Source organism: Mycobacterium colombiense, assembly GCF_001672755.1.
Taxonomy (GTDB): Bacteria; Actinomycetota; Actinomycetes; order Mycobacteriales; family Mycobacteriaceae; genus Mycobacterium; species Mycobacterium colombiense_C.
The window spans coordinates 84,034-101,016 of the sequence record NZ_LZKI01000080.1; the positions used below are offsets into that span (position 1 = coordinate 84,034).

16 protein-coding genes and 1 pseudogene are annotated in these 16,983 nt (G+C 63.5%); 9 read left to right on the top strand and 8 right to left on the bottom strand.

What is annotated here, in order from left to right; genetic code table 11:
• The first annotated feature begins 66 nt into the window (after positions 1 to 66).
• Entirely contained in the window at positions 67 to 405 is a 339-nt protein-coding gene (locus tag A5708_RS12785) for an NIPSNAP family protein (RefSeq protein ID WP_065028984.1), read from the top strand.
• Positions 406 to 510: 105 nt separating this feature from the next.
• Positions 511 to 1,278 (top strand): SDR family NAD(P)-dependent oxidoreductase, encoded by a 768-nt coding sequence (locus A5708_RS12790; RefSeq protein ID WP_065028985.1) that lies wholly within the window; start codon positions 511 to 513, stop codon positions 1,276 to 1,278.
• 40 nt (positions 1,279 to 1,318) lie between these two features.
• Here the strand turns inward: A5708_RS12790 and A5708_RS12795 are convergent, their stop codons facing one another.
• The 3 genes from A5708_RS12795 to A5708_RS12805 form a co-directional block, all read right to left on the bottom strand.
• Positions 1,319 to 1,855: a flavin reductase family protein gene (locus A5708_RS12795; protein WP_065028986.1), complete on the bottom strand. Its 537-nt coding sequence runs from the start codon at positions 1,853 to 1,855 to the stop codon at positions 1,319 to 1,321.
• Between the two features lie 200 nt (positions 1,856 to 2,055).
• Positions 2,056 to 2,937, bottom strand: coding sequence for an SDR family oxidoreductase (locus A5708_RS12800; RefSeq protein ID WP_331250439.1), 882 nt, complete (start codon positions 2,935 to 2,937; stop codon positions 2,056 to 2,058).
• An 83-nt stretch (positions 2,938 to 3,020) separates the two neighbouring features.
• Entirely contained in the window at positions 3,021 to 3,560 is a 540-nt protein-coding gene (locus A5708_RS12805) for a VOC family protein (RefSeq protein WP_065028988.1), read from the bottom strand.
• Positions 3,561 to 3,755: 195 nt separating this feature from the next.
• Between A5708_RS12805 and A5708_RS12810 the strand changes: the two genes are divergently transcribed.
• Both A5708_RS12810 and A5708_RS12815 read left to right on the top strand, forming a co-directional pair.
• A complete protein-coding gene (locus tag A5708_RS12810) occupies positions 3,756 to 4,943 on the top strand; it encodes an acyl-CoA dehydrogenase family protein (RefSeq protein WP_065028989.1) in 1,188 nt (395 codons plus the stop codon).
• Positions 4,936 to 6,117 carry an acyl-CoA dehydrogenase family protein gene (locus A5708_RS12815; RefSeq protein WP_231117894.1) on the top strand — a complete coding sequence of 394 codons (1,182 nt, stop codon included), beginning with the start codon at positions 4,936 to 4,938 and terminating at the stop codon, positions 6,115 to 6,117. Before A5708_RS12810 ends, A5708_RS12815 begins: the two co-directional genes overlap by 8 nt.
• A 532-nt stretch (positions 6,118 to 6,649) precedes the next feature.
• Here A5708_RS12815 and A5708_RS12820 read toward each other — a convergent pair.
• Positions 6,650 to 7,168, bottom strand: a complete 519-nt coding sequence (locus A5708_RS12820; RefSeq protein ID WP_065028990.1) for a hypothetical protein — start codon at positions 7,166 to 7,168, stop codon at positions 6,650 to 6,652.
• Positions 7,169 to 7,640: 472 nt separating this feature from the next.
• On the opposite strand from A5708_RS12820, the gene A5708_RS12825 reads away from it, so the two are divergent.
• A complete protein-coding gene (locus A5708_RS12825; protein ID WP_065028991.1) occupies positions 7,641 to 8,633 on the top strand; it encodes an acryloyl-CoA reductase in 993 nt (330 codons plus the stop codon).
• Between the two features lie 345 nt (positions 8,634 to 8,978).
• Positions 8,979 to 10,136 (top strand): zinc-binding dehydrogenase, encoded by a 1,158-nt coding sequence (locus A5708_RS12830; RefSeq protein WP_065028992.1) that lies wholly within the window; start codon positions 8,979 to 8,981, stop codon positions 10,134 to 10,136.
• Positions 10,137 to 10,194: 58 nt separating this feature from the next.
• Here the strand turns inward: A5708_RS12830 and A5708_RS12835 are convergent, their stop codons facing one another.
• The gene (locus A5708_RS12835) at positions 10,195 to 10,812 is read right to left on the bottom strand and encodes a TetR/AcrR family transcriptional regulator (RefSeq protein WP_065028993.1); all 618 of its coding nucleotides are present in this window, start codon (positions 10,810 to 10,812) and stop codon (positions 10,195 to 10,197) included.
• Between the two features lie 1,077 nt (positions 10,813 to 11,889).
• Between A5708_RS12835 and A5708_RS12840 the strand changes: the two genes are divergently transcribed.
• From A5708_RS12840 to A5708_RS12850, 3 genes and pseudogenes are all read left to right on the top strand, one after another.
• On the top strand, positions 11,890 to 12,144 hold the full coding sequence (locus A5708_RS12840) for a hypothetical protein (RefSeq protein ID WP_196772619.1): 255 nt from the start codon (positions 11,890 to 11,892) through the stop codon (positions 12,142 to 12,144).
• A gap of 217 nt (positions 12,145 to 12,361) precedes the next feature.
• Entirely contained in the window at positions 12,362 to 13,498 is a 1,137-nt protein-coding gene (locus A5708_RS12845) for an alpha/beta hydrolase (RefSeq protein WP_419538326.1), read from the top strand.
• Positions 13,499 to 13,570: 72 nt separating this feature from the next.
• A pseudogene (locus tag A5708_RS12850) lies at positions 13,571 to 14,527 on the top strand (lytic transglycosylase domain-containing protein); the annotation flags it as partial.
• A gap of 94 nt (positions 14,528 to 14,621) precedes the next feature.
• Here the strand turns inward: A5708_RS12850 and A5708_RS12855 are convergent.
• The 3 genes from A5708_RS12855 to A5708_RS12865 form a co-directional block, all read right to left on the bottom strand.
• Positions 14,622 to 15,596, bottom strand: coding sequence for an alpha/beta hydrolase fold domain-containing protein (locus A5708_RS12855; RefSeq protein ID WP_065028996.1), 975 nt, complete (start codon positions 15,594 to 15,596; stop codon positions 14,622 to 14,624).
• 292 nt (positions 15,597 to 15,888) lie between these two features.
• Positions 15,889 to 16,209, bottom strand: a complete 321-nt coding sequence (locus A5708_RS12860) for a DUF732 domain-containing protein (RefSeq protein ID WP_231117900.1) — start codon at positions 16,207 to 16,209, stop codon at positions 15,889 to 15,891.
• A 50-nt stretch (positions 16,210 to 16,259) separates the two neighbouring features.
• A complete protein-coding gene (locus A5708_RS12865) occupies positions 16,260 to 16,973 on the bottom strand; it encodes a hypothetical protein (RefSeq protein WP_065028997.1) in 714 nt (237 codons plus the stop codon).
• Between the last annotated feature and the right edge of the window lie 10 nt (positions 16,974 to 16,983).

Genomic DNA, 16,983 nt, shown 5'->3' on the forward strand with positions numbered 1-16,983 from the left:
CAATCTGTCACAGTGTGACGCTCGACCCACCTGGTACGCCGCTCCTCCACATGATAGATTGATCTAATGGCTTCAGATACCCGCATCTTCGAACTCCGCACGTACGAGGCAGTGCCCGGCAAGATCGACAAGCTCGTGAGTCGCATCGGGGATCACGCCGCGGCGTTGTTCGAGAAGCACGGTATGACCAATATCGGCTTCTGGGTGCAAACCGACGACGACGGCAAGCCCACTGACACCCTTATCTACGTCGTAGCCCATGCGAGCAGGGAAGCCGCCAAGAAATCGTGGGAGGCCTTTTGGGCGGATCCGGAATGGACCGCCGCGAGGTCCAGCGGCGAGCAGGTCACGGCCGGCGCGACGTCGGTGTTCATCGAACCCACGGAATTCTCGAAACTGCGCTGATGCGCGTGAAAGTTCCACCGCCGGTGGGGCTTTCACACGGCATCACCTCTTCATCGCCATGCGGGCCGATCGCCCCCCGGCCAGGACGACTTGAGGAAATAATTCGTGCCTTCGCTCTTTGACCTCACTGGACATGTTGCGCTGATCACCGGGGCCAACTCCGGGATCGGGTTGGGCATGGCACACGGACTCGCCCGAAGTGGCGCCGACGTTTGCATCTGGGGCACCAACGTCGAGCGCAACGAGACTGCTGCGCAGGAACTCGCAAAGCACGGGACACGGGTGCGGGCGATCCGGTGCGACGTCGGCGACGAGCGTGCGGTGACGATGAGCTTCGCTGAGACACTGGAGCACTTCGGAAGGGTCGACTCCTGCTTCGCGAACGCGGGAGTGCGCGCTCCCGATATCGCGTTCGTCGACACGAGTCTCACCGATTTTCAAAAGGTCACCCGAGTCAACCTCGACGGGGCCTTCCTCACCTTCCGCACCGTGGCGAGACACATGGTGGAGCGCGGCGGCGGAGGTGTACTGGTGGGCACGTCGAGCGTCTCGGCACACCACGGCACCCCTCGAGGTCAGGCCTACGCGGCAAGCAAGGCCGGATTGACAGCGATGATCAAGGGGTGCGCGGTGGAACTGGCGCGGCACGGGATCAATGCGCATTCGATGGTTGTCGGCTGGACCGAGACGCCATTGGTGTCAAGGGAGTTCGGAAACCCGACGTTCGAGGAGAACGTTATGAAGCGGATGCCACAGCGCCGTTGGGGTGCGCCGGACGATTTCGCGCGGATCGCCGTGTATCTGGCCGGCGGCGTCGGCGGGTTCCACACCGGCGACGAGATCGTCATCGACGGCGGATACTCGATCTTTTAGAAACTCGCTCGGCTCGGACATGTCGCCGGTGCGTCATCCACTACTCGTCGTCGGCGAAGTCGGCCACATCTCCTTCGAACCCGAGGACCGCGAGTCGGCGGAACTTGCTCCCGTGGAAGACAAGTGGCGCAGCCTCGGGATTGGCTTGAAGGCCGTGGATTTCGAGTACCGCGACGGCGTGGTCACCTGCCGGAACTTCGGCGTGTATGGAGCACTCCAGCCACGCGGTGGCACCGTGTACGAATACGCCGCCTCCGGACGATCGGTCCCAGGCAACGTCGGCGAAGCGGTCAGTGGTGTTTCGGGCGAGGCTCATGCAGATGTCGTCTTGACCCTGCGCCAGCACGCTGATTCCCAGTCTGGGCCGCTGACGCAGCCTCTGCCACGTGAACGAGGAGGATTGGAAGCAGACCGACACGAGTGGGGGCGCGATCGACACCGACGTGAACGAGCTGGCGGCCATGCCGACCGGTTCGTCATCGACCATCGCGCATACTGCGGTGACTCCAGACGGGAAGCACCCGAACGCCCGGCGCAACAGGGCGGGATCGGCGTTAGGCGACTCGAAAGCAATCATTGTCAGCCCTTCGAAATTGATACGGCGAGAACATCACTCGCCAGGAAATCGCGAGTTCACAGTCCGACCGGATCGAAGACGTCGTAGCGACCTTCCTTGCATCGTGAGTTCCATGATGGCCTGGACGGTCATTTCCACCTCTATCGTTGTGGTTTGACCCGCGCATCGCCCGTGTGCGCTGGCGCGTTCGCACGGGGTGCCTATGTCGTGACTGGACTGGTGCCCTGCGCCAGCATCTTGGCGGTGATGTCGGGTCCGTGGCGATTGTCGAATTCGTGGAATGTGGTTTGGATTTCGGTGTGCACGGCTTCGACGAGCGGCAACCAGTCGCCGTGCGTAATGATCAGGAACTGCCCCTGCTGCATGGCTTCGACAACCTGCTCACCGACGCGATTGGGGTCGGCACCCTGTGCCAGTAGTGCGTTGTTGCCTTCGACCGCAGCGGTGTTCACCTCTACGCCAAGCAGTTTCGCTTCACCTTCGCCAGAACTTTCGCTGATGCGGGTGTTCACCGTTCCGGGGCACAGCACCGAGACGCCGATATCGGTGCCCTCGAGTTCACCGCGCAGCACCATCGACAGACCGAAGCTGGCGAATTTCGCCGAGGAGTAGGCGCCGACTCGGACCATCGGCACGATGCCGGCCATCGACGCGGTGTTGACGATGTGGGCGCGGCCACCACGGCTCTTGAAGCGCGGCAGGAAGGTGGCCAGGCCGATGAACTGCCCTTCGACATTGATCTTGTAGACCCAGCGCCAGACTTCCAGCGGCGTCTTGTCGAGTTCTCCACCGCCGTTGGCACCGGCGTTGTTGCACAGGATCGAGATCGGGCCGAGGACCTGCTCCGCCCGATCGGCCGCCGCCGCCCATTGGTCGGCGTCGGTGACGTCGAGCGGCACAGCCACCACGGTGCCGCCGGCATCGGCCAACTCATTTTCGACCTGCGCCAACCTGGTGGCGTCGATATCGGCGAGTGCCACTTTGGTGCCCGCGGCGACGAGCGCGCGGGCCATCCCAAGCCCCATCCCCGAGGCCGCTCCGGTGACGAAAGCTGCTTGCCCTGCTGGCCAATTCATTGTCATGCAGACACCATATTCCAATCTGACATATCTGCGTGTCACATTTTTGGTGGTTGGCGGTAAACCAATGCGTGACGTACTCGCCCTTAAGACATCAGTGTCGTCAGGTCGCGGATGGGATCGGTGCCGTCCCAGTCGGCTGCGGATGCCGCAGCGGCGGCGAATATATCCACCACCAGACCACTCCGCCCCATCAGTTCTGTCATACAACCGGTCATTGCCCGCGTGTCGACGTAGGCGACCGGGGTTTGGCCCGCGACCACTCCCCTCATCACCACCTCGAAGCCATGCCCTTCGTAGTTGCGGCATTCGGCCTCGACGTCATCGACAAAGCTGCAGAGGTGGTGAAGTCCACTTTCGCCTTCTGCGTAGACGTCGCGGTACGGCGACGATGCTCCACCGTGTTGCTTGATGAGCTCAATCTGGATCGGACCGGATTGGGCGATCGCGCAACTCATGTCCACCTCGACCGGACTGCCGCGATGCGTCGCTTCAGTGAAGATCCCGCCGACATGTTCACCCACGTAGAACGGCCCGATCCCCGCTGTCTGCTGCCAGTGCCGGATAGCGGCGTCGAGATCATCTACGACCCAAGCTACTTGGCAAATCTGCTTTGCTGCGAGCATTTCTCGCCTTCCGTAGGTGTCGATGCGCCGAGGCTCCGCCGACGGTCTGCCGTACCGGGTCGAAATTGACACGGCGAGTGCCATCGCTTAGCTTCACGTTATTAGATCGTTCTATCTATCGCAAGGCTGGTTCTCATCCTCACCCCCGGCCCGATGTGACTTTTGGCGAGCCTGTCTTGATTACTGGAGCTGAAGTTGAGCACTGAAGGCGAATCCGCGCGAGTAGCGCAAGCGGCGCGCGACGTCGTGCGAGAGCACGACCCCCGATCCGTTTCGCCCGTCGAGTTCTTCGGGGCATGGTTCGACGCCGGACTGTCCTGGGTGCACTTCCCCGAAGGCCTTGGCGGACTCGGCGTCTCACGCGGTCACCAGTCGGTCGCGGATGCGATCCTGCAGGAGGCCGGCTTCCCCGCACCGGCCACCATGAACCTCATCGGCTACGGCATGGCCGCACCGACGCTGCGTGAGCACGCGCAGACCGAGCAGCTCAAGCGTGAGTGGTTGCGTCCGCTCGCAAGCACCGAGGAGATCTGGTGCCAGCTGTTTTCCGAGCCCGGCGCCGGGTCTGACCTAGCAGGGTTGTCCACCTCGGCGGTCCTCGACGGTGACGACTGGGTGGCTAACGGGCAGAAGGTGTGGACTACCCTCGCGCACCGCGCCAGCTGGGCGCTGCTTATCGCCCGAACCGACCCGGACGTGCCAAAGCACAAGGGCCTCACCTACTTCGTCGTCGATATGCGTGCCCCGGGTGTGGAAACGCGCCCGCTGCGCCAGATGACCGGCCACGCCGAGTTCAACGAGGTGTACCTCAACGATGTCCGCATCCCGGACGCGCACCGGCTGGGCGCGGTCGGCGCCGGCTGGCATGTCGCGATGACCACTCTCATGAACGAACGCAACTCGATCGGCGCCAGCGGGTCCCGTCGCGGCGACGGCACCATTGCCGACGCCGTCGCGCTGTGGAGCCAGCGACCAGATCGGCACACCCCGGTGCTACGCGACCGCCTCGCCCGGCTCTGGCTGCGATCGGAGGCACAGCGGCTGACCTCGGAGCGCGCCCGTGCCACCGCCACCGTCCGCGGCCCGGGCCCGGAGGGGTCGATCGACAAGCTCGTCGGCGCCGAACTGAACCAGCAGGTCTACGAATTCTGCATGGACCTGCTCGGACCGGAGGGGCTGTTCTACGGCGACTACACCATGCGCGCCGCCAGTCCCGATGACGACCAAGGGCCGGTGCAGCAGCGCTTCCTGCGCTCACGCGCCAACACCATCGAAGGCGGTACCTCCGAGGTACTGCGCAATGTCCTCGGCGAACGGATTCTGGGTCTGCCCGGCGATCTGCGCGCCGACTCCGGACCCTGGCGTGAGGTACCTCGTGGCTGACCAGAATTCGATCCCAAGCGCACAATTCGCGTTCACGCCGGAGCAGCAGGAGTTGCGCACGGCTGTGCGCCGCTTCTGCGCCGAGCATTCCGACGAGTCCACCGTCCGGCGGCTGATGGAGTCCACCCCCACGTTCGACCAGAAGGCATGGTGGCGGCTCGGGTCCGAACTGGGTGTGCTCGGACTCGGTGTCCCGGAGGAGCTCGACGGCTCCGGCGGCGGTCTCGTCGACGCCGCCATCGTCGTCGAGGAGCTGGGCGCTGTCCTGTTCTGCGGGCCTGTCTTCGGCACCGTCGCGTTGGCGATCCCGGCGCTCGTCGCCGCACCGGACAGCTCGGTGCGCACCGATACGCTTGGCCCGCTCGTCGCGGGCACCCGGACCGCCGCATTCGCGGTCCCGGAAAAGGCAGGGTGCTACCCCGTCGATGCTGTGATCCTGCGGGCCAACGGCTCTCGCGACACGTGGGCCGTTTCCGGAACCGTGGAGGGCGTCGTGGACGCGGCCGCGGCGGACGACCTGCTCATCGCCGCGACCGGCTCGGACGGGGCGGCGCTGTTTGTCGTGGACGCCCTCGGGCCCGGGGTGGAGCGCACCACGCTGTCCACGATGGACCTGACTCGACCGCAAGCCACGGTACGGCTGACCGACGCCCCCGCCCGGCTACTCGCCGGCCCGGACGAAGCGGCGCGCGTCTGCCAGCACGCACTGCACGTCGGTGCGGTGCTGTTGGCGGCCGAGCAGGTCGGCGGTGCCCAACATCTGCTCGACCTGAGCGTCTCGTATGCCAAGGAACGTTTGCAGTTCGGCCGACCTATCGGTTCGTTCCAGGCTGTCAAGCACCGGCTCGCCGACATGCTCGTCGATCAGGAGCACGCCCGCTCCGCGGCCTACTACGGGGCCTGGGCTCTCCAGGACGGCACCGACGACCCGGCGCTCGTTGCGTCGATCGCGCAAGCAACCTGCTCGACCGCCTTCACCCGGATCGCAAGGGACACAGTCCAAGTACACGGCGGGATCGGCTTCACCTGGGAGCACCAAGCGCACCTGTATTTCAAGCGCGCCTTTACCGACACCGCTCTCCTGGGCTCCCCCGAGGAGCACCGTTCGCGGATCGCCGATTTCGTGCTCGACAATCCGATGGCCGGTCACGCAGTCACGGTCGCCACCGGCTGAACTGCCTTGCCTTCGCGTTCGCCGGCGTTCGAGGGCATTGAATCATCAACGCGCCGAACAGGTCTCGACGGCATGGGGCGAAGAGTAGAACACCGTCAGCAGTGAGTAGACTTGCCTCGCCGCGTCGCGTGGTAGCCAGTGGCCGACCCCGTACTCAGGGCGTCTATGAGCGCTACTCCGCAGGAATGCGGGTTAAATCCCCGACTCCGCTCGATGCGCTCGCAGCCAGGCCCCGCGAGCTGGCCGTGGCTGCCCCGGCCGCTCTCGGCTGACGCCGAATGCCCTCGGGTAACAGGGATTACGACGGCCTGGCGGGCACGGGGTGAGTTTCACGCGCCAGGCTTTTCTACAGGACCGCGTCGTTTGATGGTCGCTCAGAAGCCACTCGTACTGCAGAGGGCCAAGCTCAGCCGGACAGAGAAGCCCGCCGACGGTGGCTCTCGCGGTGGCCCCGCTACGAGGCCACCGCGAAAGGACACCATTTCATTGCCAATACCGAACCGCTACCGCGTCTTTCGACGAGTGCCGGAGGCTAGTTGATGGTAATTCCGTGACGCTCGGCCACCTCGTACGCATCATGCCTGTCGATCATTGGAGCCACATCGCTCAGCTTCGTGACGCCGGGCACGCTGGCAAAATCCGGACCAAGGTTTTCGGCCATCATCGCCGCGAAGTTGGTGTCCATGTACATCCGCTCGCCAGAAATCAGCCTCTGCTCGGGATCGAAGGACATAACGACGATGTAGTTGCCGGTAACCCGCTCGCCGGCGGAGGTGGTGAACGACACGTGCGCTTCGCGGACCAGAGTGTTAGCCGCGATGGCATGCACTCGCATCTTGGCTGCCACATTTCGGCTCCGAGTGCCGGGCATGATGCGGCTGTACGCCTCACGAACGGCGTCGTAGCCGTCGAAGGCAAACCCGAGGGTCGGAAGCTCGTAGTGCGGATTGTCAACCAGGGTCGCCATTGTGGCGTCGAGGTCTTCCTCCAACTCGCCTTTCTCGTGCGCGAGCAGGATTGCTTCCATTTCCTTCTTGGTCATTTCTTCCATGGCCTGCGGGGTCTCCTTTGATCCATCACTGAGCTGAGATCGCATCCATCGCCGACCTGGGTCGCGTCCCCCGATGCCGAGGTTTGGCTCGACGCCGGCAAAGCATTCGGCCCACATCACATTAGATAGATTGATCTAGGTCTATGAGGCTACTCACAATCTGCTCTTGTCGTCAACGGTCCCACACGGAACCTGCGTATGGGGTTGGCCCACACGCCACAGGAATGGCCGACGGTTGACGAAGTCGCGCCACAGTGATTACGCTCGCTCCACTAGATCAATCTATCGCCTGCCTGTCGGGGCCTCGCGCACGGCGCCGCTCGTTACGGGTTTCAGCATGCAGGTGGCCGGTCCGATCGGCGATCGATCTGGTCTCCGTTGCAGTCAACAGTGAAGAAAGCGCTTGCCCGAGACCACACTCGCTGCGGCCTCCGCAGCCGTTGTCGCTGGGTGCCCGATCCAGGAGAGTGACATGACCAATTCTTTTAACGCGTTCGTCTTGAATAAGGATGACGCCGGGTTCCGTGCCGGCGTACAGCAGCTCACGCTCGATGACCTGCCGGCAGGCGACGTCACCGTGCGCGTGCAGTACTCGAGCGTCAACTACAAGGATGGCCTGGCGTGCCTCCCGGAGAGCCCTGTGGTGGCGTCCTACCCGATGGTGCCGGGCATCGACCTCGCGGGCACGGTTGTCGAGTCGAGCGACCCGCGCTTCACCGCCGGCCAAGAAGTGCTCGCAATCGGCCGCGACCTGGGCATAGCGCAATTCGGCGGCTACGCCGAGTACGCACGTCTGTCCAGCGACTGGCTCGAGCCGCTGCCTAAGGGGCTCACGCTAAAAGAGGCAATGGCGCTGGGTACGGCCGGCTTCACCGCTGCACTGTCGATTCAACGACTCGAGCAGAACGGGCTGAAGCCGGGCGACGGACCCGTGCTCGTAACGGGCGCCACCGGCGGCGTGGGCAGCACGGCGGTGAACATGCTCGCGGGCCTCGGCTACGAAGTCGCCGCCAGCACCGGCAAGGAGTCGGAGCACGAGTACCTCCAACAGCTGGGCGCCAGCAAGATCCTTGGTCGCGAAGACGTCTCAGCGGAGAGCAACAGCCCACTGGAGGCCGAGCTCTGGGCCGGAGCTGTGGACCCGGTGGGTGCAGACACAACCGCCTACCTGCTGCGCACTACGCGTTACGGCGGCTCGGTCGCGACCTGTGGGCTCACCGGCGGTTTCGCGGTGAACACCACCGTGTTGCCGTTCATCCTGCGCGGCGTCAACCTGCTGGGTATCGACTCCGTTCAGTGCCCGGCCCACGTGCGCGCCGTAGTCTGGCAGCGTCTCGGAGCGGACCTCAAACCAAAGAATCTGGCGGACAGCATCTCTCACGAGGTCGGCCTTGACGAAGTCCCGTCGGTGACTGCGAGCATTCTCGGCGGTGGTGTCAAGGGCCGAACGATCGTGCGGCTGTAGGCGACATAGAAGAGGTCCGTGGAACCAGAATGGGAACAGATGACTAACTCATATTCCTGGCGCCCCACGTCGGTCCCCACTATCCCGGAGATGACTCCACTTCGGTGCGTACCCTGACTCATCCCTCGTTGATGATTCCTGGTCGGCCCGACAACACTTCCAAGGGGAAGCACGCCCGGGGGTCGCGCCCGTCGGCCTGCCGCGATCATCGAGCTTCGAAGGTGGGCACGACGGTAGCTCTCGTACAGAACAAGCGACTGACCGAGAGAGCCAAACGCCCAACAACATCGAAATACCGCCGTATGGCGGGTTATTCAATCAACCGATCGATACCACGGTGGGAATATGAAGGCAGTCGTATGTAGCGCTGGGAAGCTGGAAGTCACTGAGATCCCCAATCGCCGGCCCGGACCGGGCCAGGTACTGATCAATGTGATCCGGTCCGGGATATGTGGGTCGGATCTGCACGCGCGCGTGCACACTGACCAGCTTGCCGATATGGCCGCGACGGTCGGTTATGACCAAATGCCACGGCACGAGGACAAGGTCGTCTTCGGTCACGAATTCTGCGGCGAGGTAGTCGAATACGGGCCCGACACGCGCCGGCGGTGGAAAGCGGGTACCCCGGTGGTGGCGATGCCCATGTGCCGCGACGGGCGAGATGTGCAGTTCATCGGCGCCTCGACACAGGTGCCCGGCGGGTACGCCGAACAGATTGTCGTCCAGGAGTCGATGACATTCGAGGTGCCGAACGGGTTGCCGGCCGCGCACGCCACTCTGACCGAACCGATGGCGGTCGCCTGGCACGCGGTGCGCCGCAGCCGAATCGGCAAGAAACAGAACGCCTATGTCATCGGCTGCGGTCCGATCGGGCTGGCCGTGATCGCGATGTTGAAGGCGGCTGGCGTGCGCGCGGTCGTCGCGTCCGACTTCTCTCCGCGGCGCCGGGAGCTGGCCGCCCGCTTGGGTGCTGACGTGGTGGTCGATCCGCGCGACACGGACCCGTTCTCGTCGTCGCCGCGGCCGAATCGGCTCAACAACGTCCCGGACCTGCTCAACCTCGGGTTCGACACGATGGAGAAGTTGCGCCGGATCCCGAATCTGCCGTGGTGGCATGCCTTTCGTGCTGCGTACAAGCTCGAGATGGGCCCTTCTGGTCCGGTCGTGTTCGAATGCGTTGGTGTGCCGGGCATGATCGACAACCTGCTGGCGACCGTACCCATGATGAGCCGAATCATCGTGGCGGGTGCGTGTCTCGAACCTGACACGTTCCGCCCCGGAATGGCCATCAACAAAGAGATCGACCTTCGCTTCTCCACGGGCTATGACCCCGGTGAATTCCGCGACACGCTACACATGCTCGCCGATGGAACAGTCGACCCGGCGCCCCTGATCACCGGAACCGTCGGATTCCCTGGAGTCGATGCAGCCTTCGCCGCCCTCAGTAACACCGAACACGCCAAGATCCTCATCGATCCCGCCAGTTCAGCCGCCACTCCCTGACCGGAATTCAAACCATATGGGCCGCTTCCGGTTTGATGCCGGCTACTCGTCTGACGGTCTACTTTGGTGAGCCGACGAAAGCCGGAGCAACAAATCTGCGCAGTATGGACCGGTAGCGCGCCAGGTCGACCTCACCATCCTTGAGCCCTCGCATCACCATCAGCCCGACGCTTGTCAACCAGAGGTAGACGTCCGACCGCGGCAGGTCGCGTTGCAGTTCATTGTTGACGTAAGCGACGTCAAGGAAAGGGTCGAAGAATTCCGCGGATAGCAGCTCCGAATTCCGCGATTCGATGACTCGTTGACCGAGACCGGAGCTCTCCGGGTCGACGATGTATCGCAGCACGGGATCGCGGACGGACTCGCTCGCGGCGAAGAGAAGCCCCTCGACGATCTGGTCCTGAAGACCGCCCTGACGGGACATGACTTTGTGCGCGCGGTCGCGCAGCATCCTTGCGTGCCGAATGATCAGCTCGATGAGCAGGTCGTCGCGATCGCTGAAATAGCGGTAGACGCCCGGCCTCGACATACCCACCTCGGAGGCAATGTCCTCCATGGTGGTCTTTCGAACTCCGTGGCGCTCGATACAGCGCTCGGCGCCAGCCAGAATCCGGTCGCGCGGATCGTCCTTCGCCGCCGAAGGTGCGGTCGACTGGTTTCGGACTCCTCGAGGCATGGGCTCATCGTACTAAATGCTTATGACCTCGCATGACAATGTACGTATACATGTCATGCCCTATCTGTCGACCTACATGTTTCAGACCTTGACTTTTAAGTCAACCCGCGAATAATGTGACAAATAACGTAAAACGTCAGTCGTTTCAGCGTCGGCGCATCCGATCATCAGCGAAGGGAGCCGCCACCATGACGTTCAGCCGTTTGCGAGGGGCTTCGATCGGCGGCACCCGTCCGACCGGTCCGGCTGAGATTGCCCAGCAGCACCAGCACTTGCGAATCCCGTCCGTACGAATGCCATATCCGGCCGCACGCGATGGACGTGCCGACAACAACGGCCTGCGGCGGTAGCCATGTGGACCCTTATCACCAGTGACGGGCGGCGGCTCGCGAACATCCGTTCCGAGGAGGATGCGCGCCGTACCGTCCACGCACTGGGCACCACACAATTGCGCGGTCCTTTTTCATGGGAAGTGTTTGACGACGATGGGCGTCGCTTCGTCGCCGAGATTCGCTATCACAGCCGGCGGCCTCGGCCATGATTCTCGGACGAGATCCGCGTATCCCGGTCGTCGGCGATACCGTACTGTCTCGGTCCGATCACCGATGCGGCGCTGGCGTCATCGTTGACGCGGATGCGATCAGGTACAAGGTCTATTGGCGCGACGGAAGAGACACCCTGCGCTGGCACCGGCGCCATGAATTAACCGTCCCGCGACTCGATTACGGACGGTGATGGCCGTGGCGGGTCCGGTAGGACGGTTAGTGCCAGCGATAGCACGCGTGGGAAGCCTTGGAGGGCAACGAAAATGTACTTCTGCATAGGCGACAAAGTCCGCCACGGTCTACATGTTGGAACGGTCACCGACGTAGGAACCATGCTCATTCAAGTCAAGACGACTATGGGCACTTCTCGGATGGCCTGTCCGTGGGAACTCGTGAGGTTGATCGCCCCGTACGAGGGGCCCGGCTCCGACTCACCAGCCGAGTGAAACGCCAAGGGAGAAGCGTGATCGCAGTGTCGAACATACAAGAAGTTAAACCGGCTGCAGCCACTACGAACTCAGGGCTGCCGACCGTGGTCACCACCATTGACCACAACGGCGGTCGGCGGATGAGCGTTTTCGGGGCTGACCGAGTGGAGATCTGCGGCGCGTTCAAACCCGTCGACTGCTCCTACTGGCTGATGTACGTCACGAAGAGGATCGTCGACACCGTCGAACGGTCGCAGGCCAACCTGTTCCCGCGCCGCATTCAACTGCCCACCCAACAAGATGTCCGTCAGTGGCTCGAACTCATCGCCGGCCTATACATGAGGATGGCGAACCAATGATGCAACGCGGCGAAAGGGAAAGTGTCGTATTCGATCCTGAATTACCCTGCAGTGCACCGCTGTTTGCGGCGAACGCGGTGCGCGGACACGAGGGTTTGCAATGATCTTCGCCCCGACGCCCGTGGACGATGTCCGCGCTCAGCTGCCCAGTTACACGAGGGGTGAGCAAGCGGCCGCGAATCGACATCACGTATCCGGGACACACCGCGGTACCGCGATTTCGGATGACCAACCCGCGATTATCGGAGATTTCCACCGAGCTCGGCGCAGCACCGCTGAGCGTCACTCGGGCCAGGACGACGTTGGCGTGACGACGCAAGACGATGTCGGCCCCAGCATCGCTAGCCGGATGGTGGCACTGATGTCGCGCCTGACAATCAAGCCGGCTTTGGCCCTCGGCAGCTCGATGCCCCATCTCCCCTGGCCATTCGGTATTGTCGAATTCGCCTGCTCTGCAATGGTTCCCGCACCGTCGGCCGTCCGCGCAAAGGTAAAGTTGCCCACGGCTACCGCACAGCTGGTCCGTGCACCCGGCGTGCCGCCGGCGGACGGCAGCCGGCGGGTGGTGCTCTACTTGCACGGCGGTGCTTTCTTGACCTGCGGAACGAACTCGCACAGCCGGGTGGTCACCGCGATCTCGCACTACGCCGACTCACCGGTTCTGGTGGTCAACTACCGGCTGATCCCCAAACACTCGGTCGGCATGGCCCTCGACGACTGTCACGACGCCTACCGTTGGCTGCGACAGTGCGGCTACGAGCCGGACCAGATCGTGCTGGCCGGTGATTCCGCGGGTGGCTACCTCGCACTGACACTGGCGCAGCGGCTGCAGGCCGACGGCGAACGCCCGGCAGCTCTCGTCGCGATCTCACCATTGCTGCAGCTGGCCAAGGGACCCAAACAGGCGCATCCCAACATCAAGACCGATGCGATGTTCCCTCCCAAGGCTTTCGATGCGCTGGTCGCGGTGGTCGCCGGCGCTGCCGTCAAACACTCCATTGATGGCGAACCCGAAGAGCTCTACGAACCGCTCGACCACATCAAACCCGGCCTGCCGCCGACATTGATCCACGTCTCCGGTTCGGAGGCGCTCCTGCATGACGCGCAATTGGCCGCCACCAAGCTCACGGCCGTAGGTGTGCCGACCGAGGTGCGCATCTGGCCGGGTCAGATTCACGACTTCCCGCTCGCCGCTCCGGTGGTGCCCGAGGCCACCCGGTCCCTACGGCAGATCGGTGAGTACATCCGCGCGGTGACGCCACGAATCATGGCGTCTCAGGATGATGTTCAGGGCCAGACAGGAAATCGCTTCGTGCGACCGCTGCATCGCGCAAGTGCCGAGGCCCTTCCTTAACGAAGCTCATCACTACTGATACCCGCGCTAGTCGCGGGATGCCCGAAAAGGATGGAAAAGGGGCCCATCAAGATGGCGCGTCACCGACGGATTCCCCAGCGAGCAACCCGGGCGGGGTGGAGCTCGGCGTTGTGCGTTGTGGTGATCGCCCCCCTGGTATTCGCCACTGCGGTCGGCGCCGCCACCGCCTCCCGGTTCCCCACGCCCGCAACGACGGTGCGCAGTACCGCTATCACATCGGCGGCCGCCCTTACGGACTTCGACAGTGACCCGCACGGTCCGGCCGTAATCGCGGTCACACGTTCACCGACCAGCTTGCACATCGAGGTGCCCACTGCGCCAACCCCTCCGCCAAGCATGGTGGTGAAGTCTCCTGACGCATTAGGTATCCCGCCGATTGCACTGTCCGCCTACCGGCATGCGGAGCAGATGATGGCGGCATCCGATCCCGGGTGCGGGATCGGATGGAATCTGTTGGCCGCCATTGGGCGCATCGAGTCGATGCATGCCAACGGCGGTGCGACGGATGCGCGGGGCACCGCGGTACCGCCGATCTACGGCCCGGCCCTGGACGGCACGCTGGCCGGAAACGAGGTCATCGTCGAGAGCACTGTCGGCGGACGAGTCACCTATGCGCGCGCGATGGGACCGATGCAATTCCTGCCCGGCACCTGGGCGCGTTACTCTTCCGACGGCGACAGGGTGGCCGATCCGCAGAACCTCTACGACTCGACTCTGGCCGCCGCTCGTTATCTGTGCAGCAACGGGCTGAACTTGAGGGACCAACAGCAGACACTGTCGGCAATCCTGCGCTACAACAACTCCATGCCGTATGCCCAATACGTGCTGGGCTGGTCGACGGCGTACGCCACTGGCGTGGTGCCGGTCGACCTGCCGGCGCCGACCGGGTCCGTATCGCCGCTTGGTGACACGCATTTGGAGAAGCCCGGGGGCATCGGGCCCGGCCTCCCGCTCAATATCTACGGCTTGCCATCGACCGACCCAATGGCCAAGGCGCCCCTGATCGACTTTGGCTCACACTGAGTGACGTCTCAGCATCCTCATAGCCCGGATCGTGACGTCACGCCGCACCAGGCCGGCAGCTGCGCGGACGCGTTGACCATCACTGCGGTGATGCTCCGAGAAGCTTTGCGACCCAGGCATTCCGCGTCGTGGTCGCGGCATGGGCCAGCGCCGTGTGTGGTGCGACCATGTCGAAGCCATGGAATCCGCCGGGCCACACATGCAGCTCGGCCTGAACACCGGCGCACCACAGGTTGGTCGCGTAGGCGACATCCTCGTCGCGGAACAGTTCCGCAGAACCGCAGTCGATGAAGGCGGGCGGCAACCCGGACAGATCCGTTGCGCGCGCGGGAGCTGCGTAAATCGACACGCCGTCGCTGCCGCGGCGATCGCCCAGCAGAGCGTTCCAACCCACCAGATTGCTGGACCGGACCCAGATCCCAGCCTTCTCGAACTGCACGGTCGAGGGCGTCTGGTCACGGTCGTCGAGCATCGGGCACATCAGTGCCTGTCCGGCGAGCCGGGGCCCGTTGCGATCACGTGCCAGCAGCGCAACGCCCGCCGCGAGGCCTCCGCCGGCGCTCGCTCCGGCGACGATCAGCCGGTCGAGATCGATTCCCAGCTCGGCGGAGTGCTCGGCCGTCCAGAGCAGCCCCGCGTAACAATCCTCGACCGGGTAGGGGTCCGGAAACTCCGGTGCGATCCGGTACTCGACCGTGACGGCGACCGCGTCGTGCTCAACGATCCACGGCACAATTTGACTGACGCCTATCAAGCGGTTGCCGACGATCATGCCGCCGCCATGAGTGTGGTAGATGCCTGGGCCGACTCCCGACCTGTCGGTCCGAGTGATGATAGAAGCGACGAGCTCGGCACCCTCATAGCCCCGGATCGTGACGTCGCGCCGCACCAGCCCGACGCCTGCCAGGTCATCGTCCGTCACAACACCCGGGAACGGTGCCGCGCGCAGCTCCCCGATCGTCTCGCGTGTCACCGTCGGAATCTGGTCGACGAGTACGGCTAGGACGGCACCCAGCTCGGGATCGAACGGCGGCGCGGAAGCGAGGCTGTGCATTCGGGCTCCTAAAAGTGTTGACGCGGTGCGTCATTGCACCGACTCCATCATGTTCACGCAAGTTCAGCCGCGTTGAATCCGCCATATGCGTCAGATTTCGGGCAAGGCGTCCGCCACCCGTCCTACGACCCTCGACTCGAGATGACCGGTACATCGTGTTTGGGAATCGACGTTGCGAGTCCGCGGGTACCGCGCGGTCCGTTGGGCCTCGGCATCGATGTGCCCGAGAACCTCGATATGGAGAACTAGACTATGCAAGAGCCGAAACCCCTTTGAGATAGCTCAATTTGGTCTAGCCGGGGGCAGGAAGGTATGGGGGTGGGCCTTCGCGGTCGTCGCACAGGTCGCTCACCGCGGTGTCGACGATGAAGTTCGCTTGTTCTTTGGTCAACCCGTAGGGCGGGTGCGATTGGGACCCGTATACCCCCTGCTCCAGCCACTGCCGCGGGGATTTGCCTCGGTCCCTGAGTGCGCAAACCTCAGCGCCCCACTCTTTCACCTCGTTGTCGCCACGGGGCGTGTAAATGCCGGCATCGTGCAGTTTGTGGACGAAGGATTGATAGTCGGCGCGGGCCGAAGCAATTCCGGTAGTACCAGACAATGCCGTCAGCACCGCCGCCAACACGACGACGCTCGCAGCCCAGCTACGGCTCCCGCCTAGCATCACCTGTCCCCGACCACTTGCCCGATCCCACCGACGTCGCTGATCTTCCAGCCGTTGGCGGGATCAATTGTCACGCTGTAAGTGGCCGTGGATTGCAGGCTATCTTTGGCTTGGACCGTCTTGGTCATGACGCTGACGAAGGAATCGACAACATAGACACCATTGTCGTGTGATTTTACTTTGGCAGCAACGGGTTTCGCTGCAGAAGACCACTGCAGCGGAAGCAGGATCTGCTCCATCGCGTTCGCGGCGTCCGAAAGCTTCTTGCTCAACTCAGGCGTCGTTCCGTCGACCAACGCGCGCTTCCACGGCCCCAGATCCTTGTAATCCATGATCGCGGCTCGCACCGCATAGTCGAGCGCGACTTGCTCGGCATGCTTATTGTCGCGTGCCTGCTGCGCCTGCGCATCGACCTTGCGATGCTCACCCAAATACAACCAGGTCATCACCGCCACCGCCGCGACCAGGCCGATGATGAGTGTTCCCAGCAGCAAACTGCGAACCGACAACGAGATCCGCCGCCCCGCACCGGTAATCGGGCTTTTCTGGTCGACGTCGGTGTCGCGATCGTCGCCCTTCTTCTCGTCGCTCTTCTTATCGTCGGTCTTGTTATCGTCAGTCTTATCGTCGACAGCGCGATCGTCCGGCTCGGCGGTGGCTGAGTCGTCGGCATCCGCAGGCGTGGTCTCCGGGTTTAACTCGGTGACGTTCATATTCTCACCA

What these genes read in the sequence shown, in the direction of transcription:
- A5708_RS12865 (WP_065028997.1), bottom strand. Translation starts at nt 16,973, where the DNA reads ATGAACGTCACCGAGTTAAACCCGGAGACCACGCCTGCGGATGCCGAC.
- A5708_RS12825 (WP_065028991.1), top strand. Translation starts at nt 7,641, where the DNA reads ATGACCAATTCTTTTAACGCGTTCGTCTTGAATAAGGATGACGCCGGG.
- A5708_RS12785 (WP_065028984.1), top strand. Translation starts at nt 67, where the DNA reads ATGGCTTCAGATACCCGCATCTTCGAACTCCGCACGTACGAGGCAGTG.
- A5708_RS12800 (WP_331250439.1), bottom strand. Translation starts at nt 2,937, where the DNA reads ATGACAATGAATTGGCCAGCAGGGCAAGCAGCTTTCGTCACCGGAGCG.
- A5708_RS12835 (WP_065028993.1), bottom strand. Translation starts at nt 10,812, where the DNA reads ATGCCTCGAGGAGTCCGAAACCAGTCGACCGCACCTTCGGCGGCGAAG.
- A5708_RS12855 (WP_065028996.1), bottom strand. Translation starts at nt 15,596, where the DNA reads ATGCACAGCCTCGCTTCCGCGCCGCCGTTCGATCCCGAGCTGGGTGCC.
- A5708_RS12820 (WP_065028990.1), bottom strand. Translation starts at nt 7,168, where the DNA reads ATGGAAGAAATGACCAAGAAGGAAATGGAAGCAATCCTGCTCGCGCAC.
- A5708_RS12805 (WP_065028988.1), bottom strand. Translation starts at nt 3,560, where the DNA reads ATGCTCGCAGCAAAGCAGATTTGCCAAGTAGCTTGGGTCGTAGATGAT.
- A5708_RS12795 (WP_065028986.1), bottom strand. Translation starts at nt 1,855, where the DNA reads ATGATTGCTTTCGAGTCGCCTAACGCCGATCCCGCCCTGTTGCGCCGG.
- A5708_RS12830 (WP_065028992.1), top strand. Translation starts at nt 8,979, where the DNA reads ATGAAGGCAGTCGTATGTAGCGCTGGGAAGCTGGAAGTCACTGAGATC.